This window comes from Streptomyces sp. TLI_185 (assembly GCF_003814765.1).
Classification (GTDB): Bacteria; Actinomycetota; Actinomycetes; order Streptomycetales; family Streptomycetaceae; genus Streptomyces.
Genome location: NZ_RKRB01000001.1, coordinates 8,440,840 through 8,459,600, shown reverse-complemented (window position 1 = coordinate 8,459,600; position 18,761 = coordinate 8,440,840). Strand labels below are relative to the sequence as shown.

General features: G+C 69.7%; 15 protein-coding genes and 1 tRNA gene. 10 read left to right on the top strand and 6 right to left on the bottom strand.

Annotated elements, in window-relative coordinates; genetic code table 11:
• Positions 1-140 precede the first annotated feature (140 nt).
• A complete protein-coding gene (locus EDD92_RS38900; RefSeq protein ID WP_123968634.1) occupies positions 141-596 on the top strand; it encodes a tellurite resistance TerB family protein in 456 nt (151 codons plus the stop codon).
• 38 nt (positions 597-634) lie between these two features.
• Here the strand turns inward: EDD92_RS38900 and EDD92_RS52205 are convergent, their stop codons facing one another.
• Positions 635-766 (bottom strand): hypothetical protein, encoded by a 132-nt coding sequence (locus tag EDD92_RS52205; RefSeq protein WP_311736791.1) that lies wholly within the window; start codon positions 764-766, stop codon positions 635-637.
• 162 nt (positions 767-928) lie between these two features.
• Here EDD92_RS52205 and EDD92_RS38895 point away from each other — a divergent pair, with 162 nt between their 5' ends.
• Positions 929-2,032 (top strand): acyltransferase family protein, encoded by a 1,104-nt coding sequence (locus EDD92_RS38895; RefSeq protein WP_123968633.1) that lies wholly within the window; start codon positions 929-931, stop codon positions 2,030-2,032.
• A 50-nt stretch (positions 2,033-2,082) separates the two neighbouring features.
• On the opposite strand, the gene EDD92_RS38890 is transcribed toward EDD92_RS38895, so the two are convergent.
• Both EDD92_RS38890 and EDD92_RS38885 read right to left on the bottom strand, forming a co-directional pair.
• A tRNA-Leu gene (locus EDD92_RS38890) sits at positions 2,083-2,170 on the bottom strand.
• 196 nt (positions 2,171-2,366) lie between these two features.
• Positions 2,367-2,684 carry an ANTAR domain-containing response regulator gene (locus tag EDD92_RS38885; RefSeq protein ID WP_221268178.1) on the bottom strand — a complete coding sequence of 106 codons (318 nt, stop codon included), beginning with the start codon at positions 2,682-2,684 and terminating at the stop codon, positions 2,367-2,369.
• A gap of 438 nt (positions 2,685-3,122) precedes the next feature.
• Here EDD92_RS38885 and EDD92_RS38880 point away from each other — a divergent pair, with 438 nt between their 5' ends.
• The 6 genes from EDD92_RS38880 to EDD92_RS38855 are packed head-to-tail and all read left to right on the top strand — an operon-like array spanning position 3,123 to position 11,871.
• Positions 3,123-5,531 (top strand): glycosyltransferase, encoded by a 2,409-nt coding sequence (locus tag EDD92_RS38880; RefSeq protein ID WP_185124265.1) that lies wholly within the window; start codon positions 3,123-3,125, stop codon positions 5,529-5,531.
• Positions 5,528-7,051, top strand: a complete 1,524-nt coding sequence (locus EDD92_RS38875; protein WP_123968631.1) for a glycosyltransferase family 39 protein — start codon at positions 5,528-5,530, stop codon at positions 7,049-7,051. The genes EDD92_RS38880 and EDD92_RS38875 overlap by 4 nt, the downstream gene beginning before the upstream one ends.
• Positions 7,048-8,304 carry an alkaline phosphatase family protein gene (locus EDD92_RS38870; RefSeq protein ID WP_185124264.1) on the top strand — a complete coding sequence of 419 codons (1,257 nt, stop codon included), beginning with the start codon at positions 7,048-7,050 and terminating at the stop codon, positions 8,302-8,304. Before EDD92_RS38875 ends, EDD92_RS38870 begins: the two co-directional genes overlap by 4 nt.
• Entirely contained in the window at positions 8,289-9,290 is a 1,002-nt protein-coding gene (locus tag EDD92_RS38865) for a hypothetical protein (RefSeq protein ID WP_123968629.1), read from the top strand. The genes EDD92_RS38870 and EDD92_RS38865 overlap by 16 nt, the downstream gene beginning before the upstream one ends.
• Positions 9,287-10,384: an endo-1,3-alpha-glucanase family glycosylhydrolase gene (locus tag EDD92_RS38860; RefSeq protein ID WP_123968628.1), complete on the top strand. Its 1,098-nt coding sequence runs from the start codon at positions 9,287-9,289 to the stop codon at positions 10,382-10,384. The genes EDD92_RS38865 and EDD92_RS38860 overlap by 4 nt, the downstream gene beginning before the upstream one ends.
• A 56-nt stretch (positions 10,385-10,440) precedes the next feature.
• A complete protein-coding gene (locus EDD92_RS38855) occupies positions 10,441-11,871 on the top strand; it encodes a fibronectin type III domain-containing protein (protein WP_185124263.1) in 1,431 nt (476 codons plus the stop codon).
• 71 nt (positions 11,872-11,942) lie between these two features.
• Here EDD92_RS38855 and EDD92_RS38850 read toward each other — a convergent pair whose 3' ends face one another.
• The 3 genes from EDD92_RS38850 to sucC all read right to left on the bottom strand — a co-directional run bounded on the left by EDD92_RS38850 (position 11,943) and on the right by sucC (position 15,663).
• Positions 11,943-13,484 (bottom strand): aldehyde dehydrogenase family protein, encoded by a 1,542-nt coding sequence (locus tag EDD92_RS38850; protein WP_123968626.1) that lies wholly within the window; start codon positions 13,482-13,484, stop codon positions 11,943-11,945.
• 137 nt (positions 13,485-13,621) lie between these two features.
• Positions 13,622-14,521, bottom strand: coding sequence for a succinate--CoA ligase subunit alpha (gene sucD, locus EDD92_RS38845; protein WP_123968625.1), 900 nt, complete (start codon positions 14,519-14,521; stop codon positions 13,622-13,624).
• Between the two features lie 11 nt (positions 14,522-14,532).
• Positions 14,533-15,663 (bottom strand): ADP-forming succinate--CoA ligase subunit beta, encoded by a 1,131-nt coding sequence (gene sucC, locus EDD92_RS38840; RefSeq protein ID WP_123968624.1) that lies wholly within the window; start codon positions 15,661-15,663, stop codon positions 14,533-14,535.
• 145 nt (positions 15,664-15,808) lie between these two features.
• Between sucC and EDD92_RS38835 the strand changes: the two genes are divergently transcribed.
• Together EDD92_RS38835 and frc are read left to right on the top strand one after the other, a co-directional pair.
• A complete protein-coding gene (locus EDD92_RS38835; protein ID WP_123968623.1) occupies positions 15,809-17,506 on the top strand; it encodes a thiamine pyrophosphate-binding protein in 1,698 nt (565 codons plus the stop codon).
• A 10-nt stretch (positions 17,507-17,516) separates the two neighbouring features.
• Positions 17,517-18,758 (top strand): formyl-CoA transferase, encoded by a 1,242-nt coding sequence (gene frc / locus EDD92_RS38830; RefSeq protein WP_099934529.1) that lies wholly within the window; start codon positions 17,517-17,519, stop codon positions 18,756-18,758.
• Positions 18,759-18,761: the final 3 nt, after the last annotated feature.

Here is an 18,761-nt window from a genome sequence, read left to right as displayed (position 1 = left end):
AGCGCCGAGGGCGCGGGGCACCCGATTTTCCGGCGGCGCGCAGCAAGTGAACTTTCCTGAAACGTCCGGAACTTCTCTGCCGCGCCACTAGTTTCCACGGTGCTGTAGATCTCTTACGACACCGAACACATGGAGTTCTCATGGCCCTGTGGGACCGCATCAAGGAATCCGCGACGACGATGCAGACCCAGCTCGTGGCGAAGAAGAACGACCTGAAGAGTGGAGCGTTCCGCGACGCCAGCATGGCGATGTGCGCCCTGGTCGCCGCCGCCGACGGCACCATCGACCCGGCCGAGCGGCAGCGCGTGGCCCAGTTGATCGCCACCAACGAGGTCCTGCAGAACTTCCCCGCCGACGATCTGCGCCGCCGCTTCGAGGAGAACCTGAACAAGCTGACGACGGACTTCGCCTTCGGCAAGGTCAGTGTGCTGCAGGAGATCGCCAAGGCGAAGAAGAAGCCCGCCGAGGCCCGTGCCGTCATCCAGATCGGCATCGTCATCGGAGGCGCCGACGGCGACTTCGACAAGACGGAGCAGGCAGTGGTGCGGGAGGCGTGCTTCACCCTCGACCTGCCGCCGCACGAGTTCGACCTCTGATCCGGCCTCTTCCCTGATCTGCGGCGCACCCGGCTTGCTTACTTCCGGCTCGCCCACTTCGTCTCTTCGGTCTCCTGAAGGAGCTTGCGCAGCAGTTCCTCGTCCTGGGGCGGAAATGAGGAGACGAGGCCGGCCGGCACCGCCTCCCGGTCAGGCTCGCCGTCCAGCACCTGGCGGAGGCGGTGCGCGGCGAGCCCCGCCTCGTCCGCGGCGGCCGTCCGCGCGAAGGAGCGGCCCGCGCGCTGCAGCGCTCAATGCCGCTTCATCGTAGTGAGATGCAGGCTCACCTCTCCGGGTGGTTTACGTCGCGCAGAACTGGTGAGGCGCGTGGGATGTCCCACCCCCAGACCACAGCCGTAACTCAGGTAAGACACGCATCAGAGAGCGCAGGTTCCCCACGCGGTGTGCAGCAAGGGCGGGTGAAACAGCGCGACGCCTACTTCGACAACGCGAAGTATCTGGCGATCGTGCTGGTGGCGATGGGCCACTCGTGGGAGCCGCTGCGGGACGGCAGCCGGACGGTCACCGCGCTCTACAACCTCGTCTACGCCTTCCACATGCCGGCGTTCATCGTGATCTCCGGCTACTTCTCCCGCGGGTTCGACGCGAGCCCGGCCAAGATCAGACGACTTGTGACCGGCGTCGCCGTTCCCTATGTCGTCGTCGAGACGGCATACACCCTTTTCACCCGCTGGACCGACGGTGTCCCGGACCGGCCGATCACCATCCTGGACCCCTTGTACCTGACGTGGTTCCTGGTGGCGCTGTTCATCTGGCGGCTGACCACCCCGCTCTGGCAGAAGGTGCGCCGGCCGCTGCCCGTGGCTCTCGTCGTCGCGATGCTGGCGACCGTCTCCCCGTCCATCGGCAACGACCTCGATCTGCAGCGGGTGCTGCAGTTCTTGCCGTACTTCGTGGTCGGTCTGTGCCTGCGGCCGGAGCACTTCCGGCTGGTACGCCGCTGGAAGGTGCGCGTCCTGGCCGTACCCGTGTTCGTCTGTGCGCTCGCCGCGTCGTACTGGGCGGTGCCGCGGATGACCGGCGCCTGGTTCTTCCACCGCGACAGCGCCCAGGAGCTGGGCGCGCCCGCCTGGTACGGGCCGGTGATGACGCTGGCCGTGTTCGGCTGCTCGATGGTTCTGGTCGCCTGCTTCCTGGCCTGGGTACCGGGTCGCCGCCTGTGGTTCACCGCCCTGGGCGCGGGCACGTTGTACGGCTACCTGCTGCACGGTTTCGTCGCCCAGGGATCGAAGTTCTGGGGCTGGTACTCCCCCGCCTGGATCCACGGGCCGCTCGGCGAGATCACCGTCACGCTCGCGGCCGCGGCCATCGTGACCGTGCTGTGCACACCGCCCGTACGGCGGATCTTCCGTTTCGCGGTGGAGCCGACCATGGAGTGGGCGTTCCGACGGAACACCCGCGCGGCGTTGTCCTGACGCCACCGCATCCAGAAACGCGAAAGACCCCTGCTGAGCAGGGGTCTCACTGGTGTCCGAGGGGGGACTTGAACCCCCACGCCCGATAAAGGGCACTAGCACCTCAAGCTAGCGCGTCTGCCATTCCGCCACCCGGACCAGGTGTCTGCCGCCTGACCGGGGGTGTTCCCCGCGGCGACATGGACAACAATACCAAGGTTTCGGAGTGCCTTTCACCTGCATATCCACCCCTTGGGCGGCCCCGCCGGGCGGCCGGGGGCGGGCGGCAGGACGCGTCACCTGAGGGTGACCGCACGACTACGGCCGTTGGCCGGATCGCGCCACCTCGGGCGCTTCACATGCGCGGCTGGATCCCGGCGCTTTCCGCGAAGTCCGCGGCGACTGCCCGCACTTTGCGCCGCTGCTGCCGGGAGAGGGCGACGAGCACCTCGAAGGCGGCTGCCTCGTCGCAGCCACGGCGGGCCATCAGCATGCCCTTGGCGCGCTCGATCAGGGCGCGTCCCTCCAGGGCCTCTCTGAGCTGGCGGTTTTCGACTCTGAGTGCCTCTACGTCGTCGATCAGGGCGAGTGCCGCACGCATTGCTTCCATGAGGGTGGCCGCGTGGTCCCCGCCCTCTCGGGGCGTGAGACCCGGTGGTCCGTCGTAAGACATGTGCGCCATGGTTGTCGCGGAATCACAGGTTCAGCAGGGGGTCTGTGAAGAATGCGGTGACTTTCACCTCCGCGTAATCAAGACGTAGATCTGGCTACGTTTGACCGTGACGGACGGGAACGCAGTGCACGCCTGGGGCACAATGCGGTCGAACCAGGTAAACAGCAGGATAATTACCGACGGATACAGGTCGAATGTCCGGCGAACGCATCAAATCCGCTGCTAGCCTCTGGCATCCGCTCCTGACCGTGGAGCCTGGTGCGCGTTCGCCTTTTCCTTGCGCACCGCCGGCACGTCCCGTACCTCCCCGCGCCGCGTCGAGACCGTACGCCCGCGAGGGCCACCGCTCATTCCTCCGCCCGTTTTCCTGGGCGGTCTTCGGTGTCCGTCGCGCCGCTCGGCCGACGGCACGCGTTCTGGGGGGACTCCATGGCGCACATGATCGATTCTCTTTCGGCTGCCTATGACGGGGTGCCGACAGGTGTCCGGGAACTCGGCGGCGGAGGCGACGGCGACGCTGCCACGCCACGGCTGACCGTCCTGATACCCACGCGCGACGAGCAGGAGTGCGTCCCACTGCTGCTCGACCGGCTCGGGCCTGCCCTCGCCCCGCTCGGGGCCGAGATCCTTTTCGTGGACGACAGCGACGACGGGACGGTCGCGGAGATCGCCGCACTCGCGCCGGGCTGTCCCGTCCCGGTCCGGGCCCTGCACCGGCCCTCCGGCCTGCGCGCCGGCGGTCTGTCGGGGGCCGTCGTCGCGGGCGTCCGTGCCGCGCGCGGGGCCTGGGTGCTGGTCATGGACGCGGACCTGCAGCATCCGCCGCAGGCCGCCGCGCTGCTGGCCAGGACCGCGATGCGGGAGGGCGTCGACATCGCCGTCGGCACCCGGTACGCCGGGACCGGCCAGTCCGAGGGGCTCGCGGGCGCGGGCCGGCAGGCGACCTCGTCGTCCGCGACCCGCCTGGTCAAGGCGGCCTTCCCGCGTCGGCTGGCCACCGTCAGCGATCCGCTGAGCGGGCTGTTCGCGTTCCGCCGGGACGCGATCGATACCGAGCGGCTGCGGCCGGTCGGCTTCAAAATCCTGCTGGAGATCCTGGTACGGCATCCGGCCGCCCGGGTCGCCGAGGTGGCGTACACCTTCGCGCCCCGCGAGGCTGGCCGGTCCAAGGCCTCCGTCAAGGAGGGGCTGGCCTTCGTACAGCATGTCGTGCGGCTGCGGCGCTCGGTGGCCGGCGGACAGCGGCAGTTGATGCGGATGGCCGCGTTCGGGCTGGTGGGCGCGTCCGGGATCGCCGTCAACACGGCGGCGCTGTGGCTGTTCTTCGACGTGCTCGGGGTGCACCACCTGGTGGGGGCGGCGCTCGCGACCCAGTTCTCCACGGCCTGGAACTTCCTCCTCACCGATGCCGCCGTCTATCGGCACGGGCAGCGCAAGGGCACCTGGTACGGGCGGGCAGGCCGCTTCTTCGCGATGAACAACCTGCTGCTGATCGCCCGGCTCCCGCTGCTGCAGTGGCTTGTCGTCGCCGGCGTGGGCGTCCTGACCGCCAACGCGCTGACCCTCGTCCTGCTCTTCGTCCTGCGGTTCCTGATCAGCGACCGCATGATCTACAGCGGCGGCGAGAAGAAGGTACAGCGGCGCGATCCCGTGAAGATGCTCGTCGACGCCGCTGCTCCGACCGCGCCGGTGAGCAGGAAGCGGTCCGTGTACCTCCCCTACCGCTACGACGTGGCCGGGACCGTCACCATCGGCTCCCAGATCCGGCTGCCCGAGCTGGAGTTCTTCCGGGCACAGTGGATCCCGGACGCGGACGTCGACATCGCCGTGCGCGTCGGGGACGTCGGGCGGCGCAGGCCGCGCGGGCGGGCGGCGCTGACGGAGGACCACAGCGACACGGCGGCGCTGCGCTACGAGGAGCACCTGGGCCGCTTCGGCGCGAACTTCCGGGTGCGGCTGGGTCCGCCGATCACGGTGGAGGTCGGCCCGCTGCTGGCCCGTTCACCGCACGTCGTATACACCAACGTCGTCGAGGCGCTGCTGCGGTTCGTACTGATCTCACGCGGGCGGATGCTGCTGCACTCCGCGTGCGTGGAGCTCGACGGGCGCGGAGTGATGCTGTCGGCGCTGACCGACACCGGCAAGACCGCGACCGTCCTCAGGCTGCTGCGCGAGCACGGCGGACGGTTCCTGTCGGACGACATGACGGTCGTGGACGCGAGCGGGCGGGCCGTGTGCTTCCCGAAGCCGCTCACCATCAGCGCCCACACGCTCCGTGCCGTGCAGGCCGAGGACCTGACGAAGAAGGAGTGGCGACGGCTGAACCTGCAGTCGCGGCTGCACTCCAAGGGCGGCCGCTCGATCGCGCTGATGCTGTCCCGCTTCAACCTGCCGATCATGGGCATCAACGCGCTCACGCAGATCCTGGTGCCGCCGCCGAAGTACAGCGTCGACCGCCTGGTGCCGTGCCGACTGGGCTCGAGCACCGACGTGCGCGACCTGTTCATCATCGAACGCGGTGCACCCGACCTGTACGACCTCGACGGCGATGTGGCGCTGGAGCGGATGCTGGTCAACACCGAGGACGCGTACGGCTTCCCGCCCTACCGCTACCTCGCGCCCGCACTGCGCATCGACGGGCTCGACCATGCCGAACTGCGCGCCCGGGAGCGGGAGATCCTCGCCGGGTTCCTGTCCGGTGTCCGTACCCGGGTGCTCGCCTCGGACTGCTTCGGGTGGGCCGACGAGATACCGCGGCTGCTGGCGGGCGAGGAACACCGTTCGTCGGTGAGTGCCGCCGCCGAGGCCTGGCCGCGGTGGGGACTGCAGGCCGGCTCGGCCGCATGACCGACCGGTTCGTGCTCCCCAGGGGAGCATCCCGCACCGCCCCGGCGCCGGCCCCCTCCGGCGCCGGGGTGCGGGCTGCCGCACCCCTGACCGCCGTACTGCTGCTGGCGGCCTTCCTGCGTCTGTGGCAGCTCACCGCGACCGGGTTCAACAGCGACGAGGCGGTGTACACGGGGACGGCGGCCTCACTCGCGGGGGACGACCGGCTCGGTTCGCTCTTCCCGGTGTTCAGGGCGCATCCGGTGCTGTTCCAGTCGCTGGTGTCGCTGGCGCTGCGCGTCCACGAGAGCGACTGGGCGGCGCGTGCGGTGCCGGCCCTGCTCGGCGTGGCGACGGTGGCCGTGACGTACGGGCTGGGGCGGCGGCTCTACGGGCGGCGGGCCGCGCTGGTCGCGGCGCTGCTGCTGGCGGTGATGCCGTATCACGTGGTGGTCAGCCGCCAGGTGCTGCTGGACGCGCCGATGACGCTGTGCGCGACCGGCGCGCTGTACTGCGTCGTGCGGTACGCCGAATCGCCGTCCCCGCGATGGCTGTTGGCGGCCGGCGGGATGCTCGGGTTCACGGTGCTGGCGAAGGAGACGTCGATCGTCTTCCTGGGCTCGCTGTACGCGTTCTTCGCGCTGACCCCGGCCGTGCGCACCCGCTGGCGGCATCTGCTGCCGGCGCTGGGCGTGATCGGGGTCGTGGCGGTGGCCCATCCGCTGTCGCAGTTGCTGGCCGGGCATGCGCGGGCGGGCGGCAACTACCTGCTGTGGCAGATGTTCCGCCGCGCCAATCACCCCTACTTCTTCTACGGCGATGAAGTCCCGTGGGCTGTCGGCCCAGTGGTGGTCGTGGCGGCGGTGGCGGGGCTGGTGTGGCTACGGCGGGAGAACACCTGGCGGGAGCGGCTGCTGGTGTGCTGGGTCGTGGTGCCCGCGCTGTTCTTCACGGTATGGCCGGTGAAGGGCTTCCAGTATCTGCTGCCCGTGGCACCGGTGTTCGCGGTGCTGGCGGGGCGGACGCTCGCGTCGTTTCCGCGGGTCGTGCGCCTGCAGCGGATCGCGGCGGCCGCGGCGATCTGGCTGGTCGTGGTCTCCCTGGCGGTGCCGTGCTGGATACGGATCCAGCCGCAGACGAGCACCCGCTTCCTTGCCGGGACGGGCGGGCTGCCGGGAGGCCGGGAGGCGGGACTGTGGGTGCGCGGGCACGCGCCGGAGGGCTCTCGGCTGCTGGCGATCGGCCCGTCCATGGCCAACGTGGTGCAGTACTACGGCTTCTGCCCGGTCTCCGCGCTCTCCGTCTCGCCCAACCCGGCACGCCGAAACCCCAGCTACCGGGCGGTGGCGAACCCGGACCGGGCCCTCAGGGACGGCGACTTCCAGTATCTGGTGTGGGACGCGTACACCGCCCGACGTACGCCGTTCTTCACCGCGGAGTTGCGGGGCCTGGTGGGCCGTTACCACGGGACGGTGGTGTTCACGGCGCGCAACGGGGACGGGGTGAAGGTGGTCGAGGTCTACCGGGTGAGGGCGTCATGAGGGTGCTGCTGGTGGCACTGGTCCTGCTACTGACGGGCAGCGGGACGGCAACGACATCAACTCCCCACCCACGTACGCCCATTCGGCACTTCATCTATCTCATGCAGGGTGACCGCACCTTCGACCACTACTTCGGCACCTATCCCGGAGCCGACGGTCTGCCCGCGGGGGCCGGCCAGCCGCGCGACCCGGCGCATCCAGCCGCGGGCGCGGTGGCGCCGTACTCGCTGCACGGCTCGCCGCCCGTGTCCCCCGGTGCCGGGCCGCGTCTGGTGCGGCAGCAGTACGACGGCGGGCGGATGGACGGCTTCGTCGGCGCCTTCGAGCGGCAGGGCCGCGACGGACGCGTAGCCATGGGGCACTACGACCGCCGTGACCTGCCCTTCTACTGGAACGCCGCCGACCGCTACGAGCTCTTCGACCACTTCTACGCGTCCTCGCTCGACGGCACCCGCGCCAACCGCGCCCACTGGGTGACGGGCACGCCGGACCTGACGGGCCCCACCGTCTTCGACCGGCTCGAAGAGGCGGGCGTGAGCTGGAAGTTCTACGTCCAGAACTACGACCCGAAGCAGAACTACCGTTCCGCCGACGACTCGACCACCCAGACCGTCCGCGTACCCCTCCTCGACCTTCCGCGCTTCGTCGACAACCGGAACCTGAGCGCGCACATCGTCGACCTCGGCGAGTACTACCGGGATATGGACCGCGGGATGCTGCCCTCGGTGGCGTTCGTAGCGTCGTCGGGTGCGGGTGAGCGGTCGGCACGCTCCGTGCCGGCCGGGCAGCGGCTGGTGCGGGAGCTCACCACGCAGCTGATGGCCAGTCAGTACTGGGCGTCGTCGGCGCTGTTGTGGTCGTACGACGGTTCCGGGGGCTGGTACGACCATGTGAAGCCGCCGGACGGGCGGGGGCTGCGGGTGCCCGCGCTGCTGGTCAGCCCGTATGTGGCACAGGGGAAGGTGGAGCACGGGGAATTCGAGGCCGCGAGTGCGCTGCGGTTCGTGGTGGACAACTGGCGGCTGCGGCCACTGGGCGGCCGTACGGCGCAGGCACGGAGCCTCGCCGACGCCTTCGACTTCTCGGCGGGGCCGCGGCGGGCCGAGCTGATTCCGGCGGAGGTGCGGCAGCCGGCGCTGCCGGTGGCGCGGCGGCCGTCGCCGGTGCCCGTGTACGGGGTGTACGGCGCGGCGTCGTTACTGGTGGCGGGGTTGCTGTGGGGGGCGGTGCGGCCGAAATGGCGTATGTCGTGAGGTGGCTGGTGCTGGTCGGGGTCGTGCTGGTGGGGGTGGCGCCGAGTCCGGCGGTGGCCGTCACCGAGATCACCGTCACCGTGCGGACGACACCCCGACTCGTCGGCGTGCCTTTCACGTTCGATGGGCAGAGGGCGGTCACCGGGGCGGGCGGCACCGTGAGCTTCACCGGTGCGCACGACTTCGCGCCCCACGCGCTGGCCGTCGACGACCACGGACTGGCCTCGGAGGGGCGGCAGTTCACGTTCTCCCGGTGGGCCGGGCAGCGCGATCCCGACCAGGCGTTCCGGCGCACGGTCCAGGGGCTGCCGCTGCGCCGGGACTACACGGTGACGGCGGCGTTCACGGCCCGCTTCCGGGTGACGGTGCGCTGCGTCGACCAGGAGGGTCGCGCCGTGCCCCGTGACCGGGTGCCGTATGTGACCGTGCGCAGCGACACCGGGCACACACAGCGGCTGTCGGTGGGCCAATCCGTCTGGCTGGACGGGCTGTTGCCCGTGTATCGCAAGAGCGTGCTGACCTCGCGGAAGGTCGGATACGCGCTGCTGTCGGCGGACGCGTACGGCACGAACACGGTGGACGCCGGGCGGCAGCGGTTCCAGCCGGCCTCGCATCAGGAGGTCGTCTTCACGACGCCGTTCCACGATCTGACGGTCTCGGCGCGGGACGCCGTGTTCGGGTCGGCGTCCGGGCGGGCGGCGCGGATCACGCTGCCGGACGGATCGGTGCGCGAGGTGCCGTTCGGCACGGGCCGCTCGGCGACGCTGCGAGATCTGCCGCACGGGCAGTACGAGGTGGAGGTGACCGGCGGCCAGGGGTTGCGAGCCGTGCAGCAGGTCCGGCTGTCGCGGACGCAGAGCATGCAGGTCCGGGTGGTCAGCCGAGCCGATCTGGCGCTGGCGGCGGGCACGGTGGGTGTGCTGGCGGCCGGACTGCTGCTGGTCGGGCGGCGGATGCGGCGACGGCGGGGTGGTGAGCGCGGGTGAGGAGATCGGGGCTGCTGGCCGTGCTGGTGCTGGTGCTGGCGGGGCTGTTCCCGGCGTCCGCGAGCTCGGCCGAGGGGCACCGGGCGCCCCTGCTGGCGTACTACTACCAGTGGTTCGAGCCGTCGTCGTGGCAGCGCGCGAAGACCGACTATCCGCGTCTGGGCCACTACTCCAGCGACGACGCCTCCGTGATCCGCACGCATGTCGACTGGGCGAAGTCGGCGGGCATCGACGGTTTCGTGGTGAGCTGGAAGTCCTCGGCCGTCAACAACCGACGGCTGCGGTTGCTGCTGGACGTCGCGCGGGCGCGTGACTTCAAGGTGGCGGTCATCTATCAGGGGCTCGACTTCCACCGCCGGCCGCTCACGACGGACCGGGTCGCTGCCGACTTCCGTCTGCTGTACGGCAGTTACGCCCGCGACCCGGTCTTCTTCCGCCTCGACGGCAAGCCGCTGACGGTGTTCAGTGGCACATGGCAGTACTCGACCGCGGACATCGCCCGCATCACCGGGCCGGTACGCAAGGGGATGCTGGTACTCGCCACCGAGAAGAACGCGCAGGGCATCCGCAGGCTCGCGCACGTCACCGATGGGGACGCCTACTACTGGTCGTCGGTCAACCCGGACACCAACGACCGGCACGAGACCAAGCTGCGCGAGATGGCCGCCACCGCGCACGCGGCGCACGGCTACTGGATGGCGCCGTTCGCCCCGGGCTTCGATGCCCGCATGGTGGGCGGCACGAAGTCAGTACCACGGGACGGCGGCCGGACGCTGCGAACCGAGTACGCAGCCGCCATGGCCTCGGGCCCGGATGTGCTCGGGCTGATCAGCTGGAACGAGTTCAGCGAGAACTCGCACGTGGAGCCCTCGGAACGGCAGGGCAGTCAATCCATGGACGTGCTACGGGAGTTGCGCGGCCTGCCCGCGTCGGCCACGCCGTCGGCGCCCTCCTCCTCAGCCGCCCGGCACGACCCGCTCGGCTATTGGCCGGGCCTGCTGCGGATCACCGGCTGCGCGGTACTGCTGGTGGCCGCCGTCGCGGCCCTGGCCTGGCAGCGCGTAATCAGGATGAGAAAGGCAGGAAGAACATGACCGGAAGATTCTCTTCCCAGCACCGCAGACTCTCCTTGAGGCACGCTCGTAGCGCCGTGTTCGCCCTCGTTCTGGGGGCGGGCACGGCGCTGTCGTTCGCTCCGGCTGCGCAGGCCGATCTGCCGGGTGCCGACGCGCAGTTGACACGCGCCCCCTACCTCTCCGACGCCACGACGTCGTCCGTCCAGGTGAGCTGGGCGACCACGACGCAGAGCCGAGGTTCGGTCCGCTACGGCACCCTGGGCAACTGCGCGGCGAACACGGCAACCTCGACGGCCCTGGGCAGCCCGATCACCGTCGGTTCGACCCGGGAGTACACCAACTCGGTCACGGTGACGGGTCTGAGCGCGAGCACGGCCTACTGCTACCGCGTCTACACCGCATCCGGCACCGACCTGCTGGGCACCCTGCCGACCCCTGGCTTCACCACCCCCGAATCCGCGGGCTCCACAACGCCGTTCACCTTCGACGTCCTCGGCGACACCGGTGAGACCACCAACGCCGGCGTCGACAACGGCTCACTGAATGTGAACCAGGCGAACGTGATGAGCCAGATCGCCGCGAGCGGCGCCCGGTTCGTCGTCCAGACCGGCGACAACACCCATCCGGGCACCTCACAGACCCAGTACGGCGACCTCAACCAGACGGGTGTGGATGTCAGTTCCTGGTTCGGGCCGTCGTACTGGACGCAGCCGGGCATGCGCCTACCGCTCATCGGCACCGTCGGCAACCACAGCATGACGAACACCTATCTGCAGGTGTGGAAGCAGTCGGCGCTGGCGGCGGCCTCCGGCGGCGTGTGGGCGCTGGTCGACTATCCGTCGTACCTGGCCTCGAACGCAATCAGCTATCCGACGGCGTACTACGCCTTCACCACCGGCGGCGTCCGCTTCTACCTGCTCGACACCGCGTGGGGGAACTCCAACACCGGTGACGCCACGGGCGGTTCGTGCGGCTCGCACTGCGCGATCTACGAGCAGGACGCGCACGCCCACTGGCAGGACGGATCCGCCGAGTACGCCTGGCTGAAGACCGACCTCGCCGCCCATCCCGGCGTGCCGAAATTCGCCTTCTTCCACTTCCCGCTGCGCTCCGACAGCGCGAGTGAGCCCAGCGACACCTTCCTCACGGGCGTCGAGCAGACCCTCCTGGACGGCGGGGTGGACCTCGTCTTCAACGGCCACTCGCACCTCTACGAGCGCAACAGCGCGGCCGCTGGCCGGATCGCGTCGTATGTCACCGGTGGCGGCGGGGCCGATGTGCACTCCGTCGGCGAGAACGGCTGCTCTGCCACCGACGCCTACGGCATCGGGTGGTCCTACAGCCGCAACCGGGGTTCGGCCTGCGGCGCCGCGTCGGTGCCCACGGACGACGCGCAGGTGTATCACTTCCTGAAGGTGACTGTGGACGGCACCTCGGTGACGGTCGCGCCGACGAACTCGCTCGGTCAGACCTTCGACGTCCAGACCTACACGGTCACTCCGTGACTCCTTCGTCCGTCGGCAGGGCATGAACTCCGGGGGGCGCCCCCGGGACGGGGACGCCCCCCGGCCTGCGGTCACGGCATGAGGTGGTAGTCCGGGAAGTTCCCCGGCAGCCGCTCTCCAGCGGGCCCCTGGGTCACGGCGCGCACCAGGAGCTCGCCGCCGACGAAGGCGCCGCGCCAGGACGCGCCGAACCCGCCGAACAGTTCGTCGCGGTCGCCGCGTGAGCGCGGCTTGCCGTGGCCGACCTTGAACGCCCGGATCTGCGGGGCCAGGCGGTCGAAGGTCGCCCCGTCGTCCGTGGACAGGGTGGCCACCAGCGCGCCGTTGGACGCGTTCATCGCGGCCAGCAGCTCAGCCTCCGTGTCGACCAGGACGATGCTGTCGACCGGGCCGAACGGTTCCGCGTGGTGCAGGGGTGAGGACCGCGGCGGGTTGAGAAGTGTCACGGGATGCACGTACGCCGAGGTGTCCTGGCCGGGCAGGAAACGGCCGTCGCTCTCGTTGCCGCGGTGCAGCGGGACTGCGCCGCGGTCGATGGCCTCGGCGACCTGGTCGCGCAGCTCCTTGGCCTTGGCCGCGTTGATGACCGGCCCGAAGTCCAGCTGCGGATACGGGTCGTCGCTGTGCTCGACCGCCAGCGGGTGTCCCACCCTGAGGGTGCGCACCGCCGGGAGGTACGCCGCCAGGAACTCGTCGAACTGCTGCCGCTGGACGACGAAGCGCGGGTACGCCGTGCAGCGCTGCTTGCCGTAGTCGAAGAGCTTCGGGATCACGGCGGTGAGTGCGTCCCAGTCCGAGTAGTTCCAGATGCCCCAGGTGTTGAGTCCTTCCTGTTCCAGTACATGGCGCTTGCCGAGGTCGGCGACGGCCGTGGCGACCGCCGCACCGGTGTCTCGGCCGCCGACGAAGGAGACACAGCCGATCTCGGGCGCCCGTACCAGCGCCTGAGACAGCTCGCCCCCGCTGCCGCTGACGAGGGTGGCGGGAATCCCCTCGCGGGCGGCGAGCGCACAGGCCAGGGTCAGACAGGCGACGCCGCCGTCGGTCGGGGTCTTGGCGATCACCGCGTTGCCTGCCAGTGTCTGGACCAGCATTGCGTGAACGAGCACGCTCATCGGATAGTTCCAGCTCGCGATGTTGGACACCGGGCCGTCCAGCGCGGTGCGCCCCTCGAGCATCGGGTCGATGCCGTCGACGTACCAGCGCACGCCGTCGATCGCCCGGTCGACGTCCGCCTGCGCCAGCCGCCAGGGCTTGCCGATCTCCCACACCAGGAGCAGGGCGAGCAGTTCGCGGTGCTCGGTGAGGGCGTCGAGGGTGGCCGCGACACGGGCGCGGCGCTCTGCGAGGGGGACGTGTCGCCAGGCGCGGTGCTGGTCGAGCGAGGCCCGCACGGCCTGGTGTGCGGTGTCGCGGTCGAGGCGGGGCGGGCCGGCGATGGGGCTGCCGTCGACGGGGCTGGTGGCGGGCAGGGCCCTGCCGTCGGCCTGCCAGGTGGAGTTCCAGAGGTTGAGGACGCGGTCGTCCTGGAAGGCCTCCGGGGCGACGGACAGGCAGCGCTGCCAGGCGTCGGCCCAGGACGTGCCTGATTTGAGGGTGAGGGTTGTTGCCATAGGGTTTTCTCCGCTCTCGGTGCACAGTCGGGGGCGGGGGGTGCATGGCTCGTCGCGCGCCGGCTCGCACTGCCGTGCGCGGACGTCGTACGAAGGACGCCGTGACGCACGCGGTGGTGCGTCACGGTCTCCTCACATCAACTATGAGCGGCCGCGCGCCCGCGTTCGAGACACTCGAGCACAAGTTTCGCCGTCTCGGTCGGTGTGTTTCCCACACTCACCCCCGCCGCCTCCAGAGCCTCCTTCTTCGCTTGTGCGGTGCCGGAGGAGCCGGACACGATCGCGCCCGCATGCCCCATCGTCCTGCCCTCGGGGGCGGTGAAACCGGCGATGTAGCCGACGACGGGCTTGGTGACGTGCTCGCGGACGTATGCGGCCGCGCGTTCCTCGGCGTCGCCGCCGATCTCCCCGATGAGGACGATCAGTTCGGTGTCGGGGTCGTCCTGGAAGGCTGCCAGGCAGTCGATGTGGGTGGTGCCGACGACCGGGTCGCCGCCGATTCCGACGCATGTCGAGAAGCCGATGTCACGGAGTTCGTACATGAGTTGGTAGGTGAGCGTGCCGGACTTGGACACCAGGCCGATTCGTCCCGGCTTGGTGATGTCGGACGGGATGATGCCCGCGTTGGACTGGCCGGGGGTGATCAGGCCCGGGCAGTTGGGGCCGATGACGCGCGTGCCCTTCGACTTCGCGTATGCGTGGAAGGCGACGGAGTCGTGGACGGGGATGCCCTCGGTGATGACGACCGCGAGGCCGATACCGGCGTCGGCGGCCTCGACGACGGCCGCCTTCGCGAAGGCGGGCGGCACGAAGACGACGGTGACGTCGGCGCCGGTCGCCCGTATGCCGTCGGCAACCGATCCGAAGACGGGAAGGCTGCGGTCGTCGAAGTCGACGGTGCGGCCCGCCTTGCGCGGGTTGACGCCGCCGACGATGGTGGTGCCGGCCGCGAGCATGCGCCGGGTGTGCTTCATGCCCTCGCCGCCGGTCATGCCCTGGACGAGGACCTTGCTCTCCTTGGTGAGGTAGATGGCCATGTCGGGCTCCTTCAGCCGCTGGTGGCGAGTTGGGCGGCACGGCCGGCAGCGCCGTCCATGGTGGTGGCCTGCTGGACCAGGGGATGCGCGCGCTCGTCGAGGATGGCGCGCCCGCGGGCCGCGTTGTTTCCGTCGAGCCGCACGACCAGCGGCTTGGTCAACTGCACGCTGTCCAGGGCCTGCACGATGCCGTCGGCGACCGCGTCGCAGGCAGTGATCCCGCCGAAGACGTTGACGAAGACCGACTTCACGGCCGGGTCGGACAGGATGACCGAGAGGCCGTCGGCCATGATCTGGGCGGAGGCTCCGCCGCCGATGTCGAGGAAGTTGGCGGGGCGGGCGCCGCAGCCCGCGACGACGTCGAGGGTCGACATGACCAGGCCCGCGCCGTTGCCGATGATGCCGACCTCGCCGTCCAGCTTGACGTAGTTGAGGCCCTTGGCGGCGGCCGCCTCCTCCAGCGGGTCGTCGTGCTCCACGCCCTCCCCGCCCCAACGGGCCTGCCGGAAGAGGGCGTTGCCGTCGAGGGTGACTTTGCCGTCGAGGGCGAGGATCCGCCCCTGCGTGGTCCGCACGAGCGGGTTGACCTCGACGAGGACGGCGTCCTCGCGGACCAGGACCTCCCAGAGCCGTACGAGGACGTCGACGGTCTGCGCCGGCAGTCCGGCCGCCTCGGCGATCTCGCTCGCTTTCGCCGAGGTGACGCCCTCGGCCGGATCGATGTGGATACGGGCCACCGCCTCCGGCCGGCTTGCGGCGACCTCCTCGATCTCCATGCCGCCTTCGGCGGAAGCGATGGCGAGGAAGCGGCCCGCCGCGCGGTCGAGCACATAGGAGACGTAGAACTCGCTCTCGATGTCGACGGGTTGGGCCAGCATCACCTTGCCGACCGTGTGCCCCTTGATGTCCATACCGAGGATCTGACGTGCGGTGAGCTCCGCGGCGGCCGGGTCCGCGGCGAGCTTCACCCCGCCCGCCTTGCCGCGGCCACCGATCTTGACCTGGGCTTTCACCACCACTCGCCCACCCAGTCGGCGGGCGATCTCACGTGCTTCCTTGGGCGAGTCGGTGACCTCGGCCCTCGGCACCACGATGCCGTGTTCCTCGAAGAGTTTCCTTGCCTGGTGTTCGTACAGGTCCATTTCGGCTCCTGACTTAAAAGTGCCGCACGCCCCCTGGACACCACCCATCGGATGCGGGATAACAAGGTTCATACAGTATTCGTCGACTGTATGCAATGTACCGCGAGAGCAGTTCGAACCCCCTACGAAGGGACAGGACTTCGCCATGCCCGACGACACCCAGGACCTGATTTCCGGTGGTCATCTCGTTGCCAAGGCACTCAAGGCCGAGGGGGTCGACCGCATCTACACCTTGTGCGGCGGCCACATCATCGACATCTACGACGGCTGCGTCGACGAGGGCATAGAGGTCGTCGACGTCCGCCACGAGCAGGTCGCCGCCCATGCCGCCGACGGTTACGCCCGCCTCACCGGCAAACCCGGCTGCGCCGTCGTCACCGCGGGTCCGGGCACGACGGACGCCGTCACCGGCGTCGCCAACGCCTTCCGCGCGGAGTCCCCGATGCTGCTGATCGGCGGCCAGGGGGCCCTCACCCAGCACAAGATGGGGTCCCTGCAGGACCTGCCGCACGTCGACATGATGACGCCGATCACCAAGTTCGCGGCGGCCGTGCCGGACACGGCCCGCGCGGCGGACATGGTGTCCATGGCGTTCCGCGAGTGCTACCACGGTGCGCCCGGCCCCTCCTTCCTGGAGATCCCGCGCGACGTGCTGGACGCCAAGGTGCCGGTGAGCAAGGCACGCGTACCGAAGCAGGGCGCCTACCGCGCCTCGACCCGCTCGGCCGGCGACCCCGAGGCCGTCGAGAAGCTCGCCGATCTGCTGGTGCACGCCGAGAGGCCGGCCATCCTGCTCGGCAGCCAGGTGTGGACGACCCGCGGCACCGAGGCGGCCATCGACCTCGTGCGGACCCTCAACATCCCCGCCTATATGAACGGGGCGGGCCGCGGCACCCTGCCGCCCGGCGACCCGCACCACTTCCAGCTGTCCCGCCGGTACGCCTTCTCCAACGCCGACGTCATCGTGATCGTCGGCACGCCCTTCGACTTCCGCATGGGCTACGGCAAGCGGCTCTCCCCCGACGCGACCGTCGTGCAGATCGACCTCGACTACCGCACGGTGGGCAAGAACCGCGACATCGACCTCGGGATCGTGGGCGACGCCGGGCTCGTGCTGAAGTCGGTGGCCGAGGCCGCCTCCGGGCACGCTCTTAATGGATACAGCAACGGCGGCGCGGCCAAGCGCAAGGAATGGCTCGACGAGCTGCGTGCCGCCGAGCAGACCGCCCTCGAGAAGCGGCTGCCGAGTCTGAGGTCGGACGCCTCTCCAATCCACCCGTACCGCCTGGTCAGCGAGATCAACGACTTCCTCACCGAGGACTCCATCTACATCGGCGACGGCGGCGACATCGTCACGTTCTCCGGGCAGGTCGTCCAGCCCAAGTCACCCGGGCACTGGATGGACCCGGGCCCGCTCGGCACCCTCGGCGTCGGTGTCCCCTTCGTACTGGCGGCCAAGCAGGCACGGCCCGACAAGGAGGTCGTCGCCCTCTTCGGCGACGGCGCCTTCTCGCTCACCGGCTGGGACTTCGAAACCCTCGTCCGCTACGACCTCCCCTTCGTCGGCATCATCGGCAACAACTCCTCCATGAACCAGATCCGCTACGGCCAGGCCCAGAAGTACGGCCTGGAGCGCGAGCGGGTCGGCAACACCCTCGGCGACGTCCACTACGACAAGTTCGCGCAGATGCTGGGCGGTTACGGCGAGGAGGTCCGCGACCCCGCCGACATCGGCCCGGCGCTGCAGCGTGCCCGTGAGTCGGGCAAGCCGTCGCTCATCAACGTCTGGGTCGACCCGGACGCGTACGCCCCCGGAACCATGAACCAGACGATGTACAAGTGAGGTGGCCCGCATGACTGGAACGCCCACCAAGGCCCTCGCAGGCATCCGCGTCCTCGACATGACCCACGTCCAGTCCGGGCCCTCCGCCACCCAGCTGCTCGCCTGGCTGGGAGCGGACGTGGTCAAGCTGGAGGCTCCGACCGGTGACATCACGCGGGGGCAGCTGCGCGACCTCCCGGACGTCGACTCCCTCTACTTCACGATGCTCAACTGCAACAAGCGGAGCATCACCCTCAACACCAAGACCGAGCGCGGCAAGGAGATCCTCACCGAGCTGATCCGGCGCTCCGACGTCATGGTCGAGAACTTCGGACCGGGCGCGGTCGACCGTATGGGCTTCACCTGGGACCGCATTCAGGAGATCAATCCGCGGATCGTCTACGCCTCCATCAAGGGGTTCGGGGACGGCCCGTACACCAACTTCAAGGCGTACGAGGTCGTCGCGCAGGCCATGGGCGGGTCGATGTCGACCACCGGTTTCGAGGACGGGCCGCCGCTGGCGACGGGGGCCCAGATCGGGGACTCGGGGACCGGTGTCCACGCCGTGGCGGGGATACTCGCGGCGCTGTTCCAGCGGGAGCACACCGGGCGCGGTCAGCGGGTGAACGTGGCCATGCAGCACGCTGTGCTCAACCTCTGCCGGGTGAAGCTGCGCGATCAGCAGCGCCTGGCCCACGGCCCGCTCGCTGAATATCCCAACGACGACTTCGGCACCGAAGTTCCCCGGTCCGGAAACGCGTCCGGCGGCGGCCAGCCCGGCTGGGCGGTCAAGTGCGCGCCGGGCGGCCCCAACGACTACGTGTACGTCATCGTGCAGCCCGTCGGCTGGAAGCCGCTCAGCGAGCTCATCGGCCGGCCCGAGCTGGCCGAGGACCCCGAGTGGGCGACGCCTCAGGCCCGGCTGCCCAAGCTCAACAAGATGTTCCAGCTGATCGAGGAGTGGTCCTCGACGCTTCCCAAGTGGGAGGTGCTGGAACGGCTCAACGCCCACAACATCCCGTGCGGGCCCATCCTGTCCACCAAGGAGATCATCGAGGACGACTCGCTGATCGCCAACGAGATGGTCGTCACCGTCCCGCACCCCGAGCGCGGCGAGTTCACGACGGTGGGCAGCCCGCTCAAGCTCTCCGACTCGCCGGTGGACGTGACCAGTTCACCTCTGCTCGGCGAGCACAACGAAGAGGTCTACATCGGCGAACTCGGCCTCGGCGACGAGGAACTGCGCCTGCTCAAGTCGAACGGAGTGATCTGACGT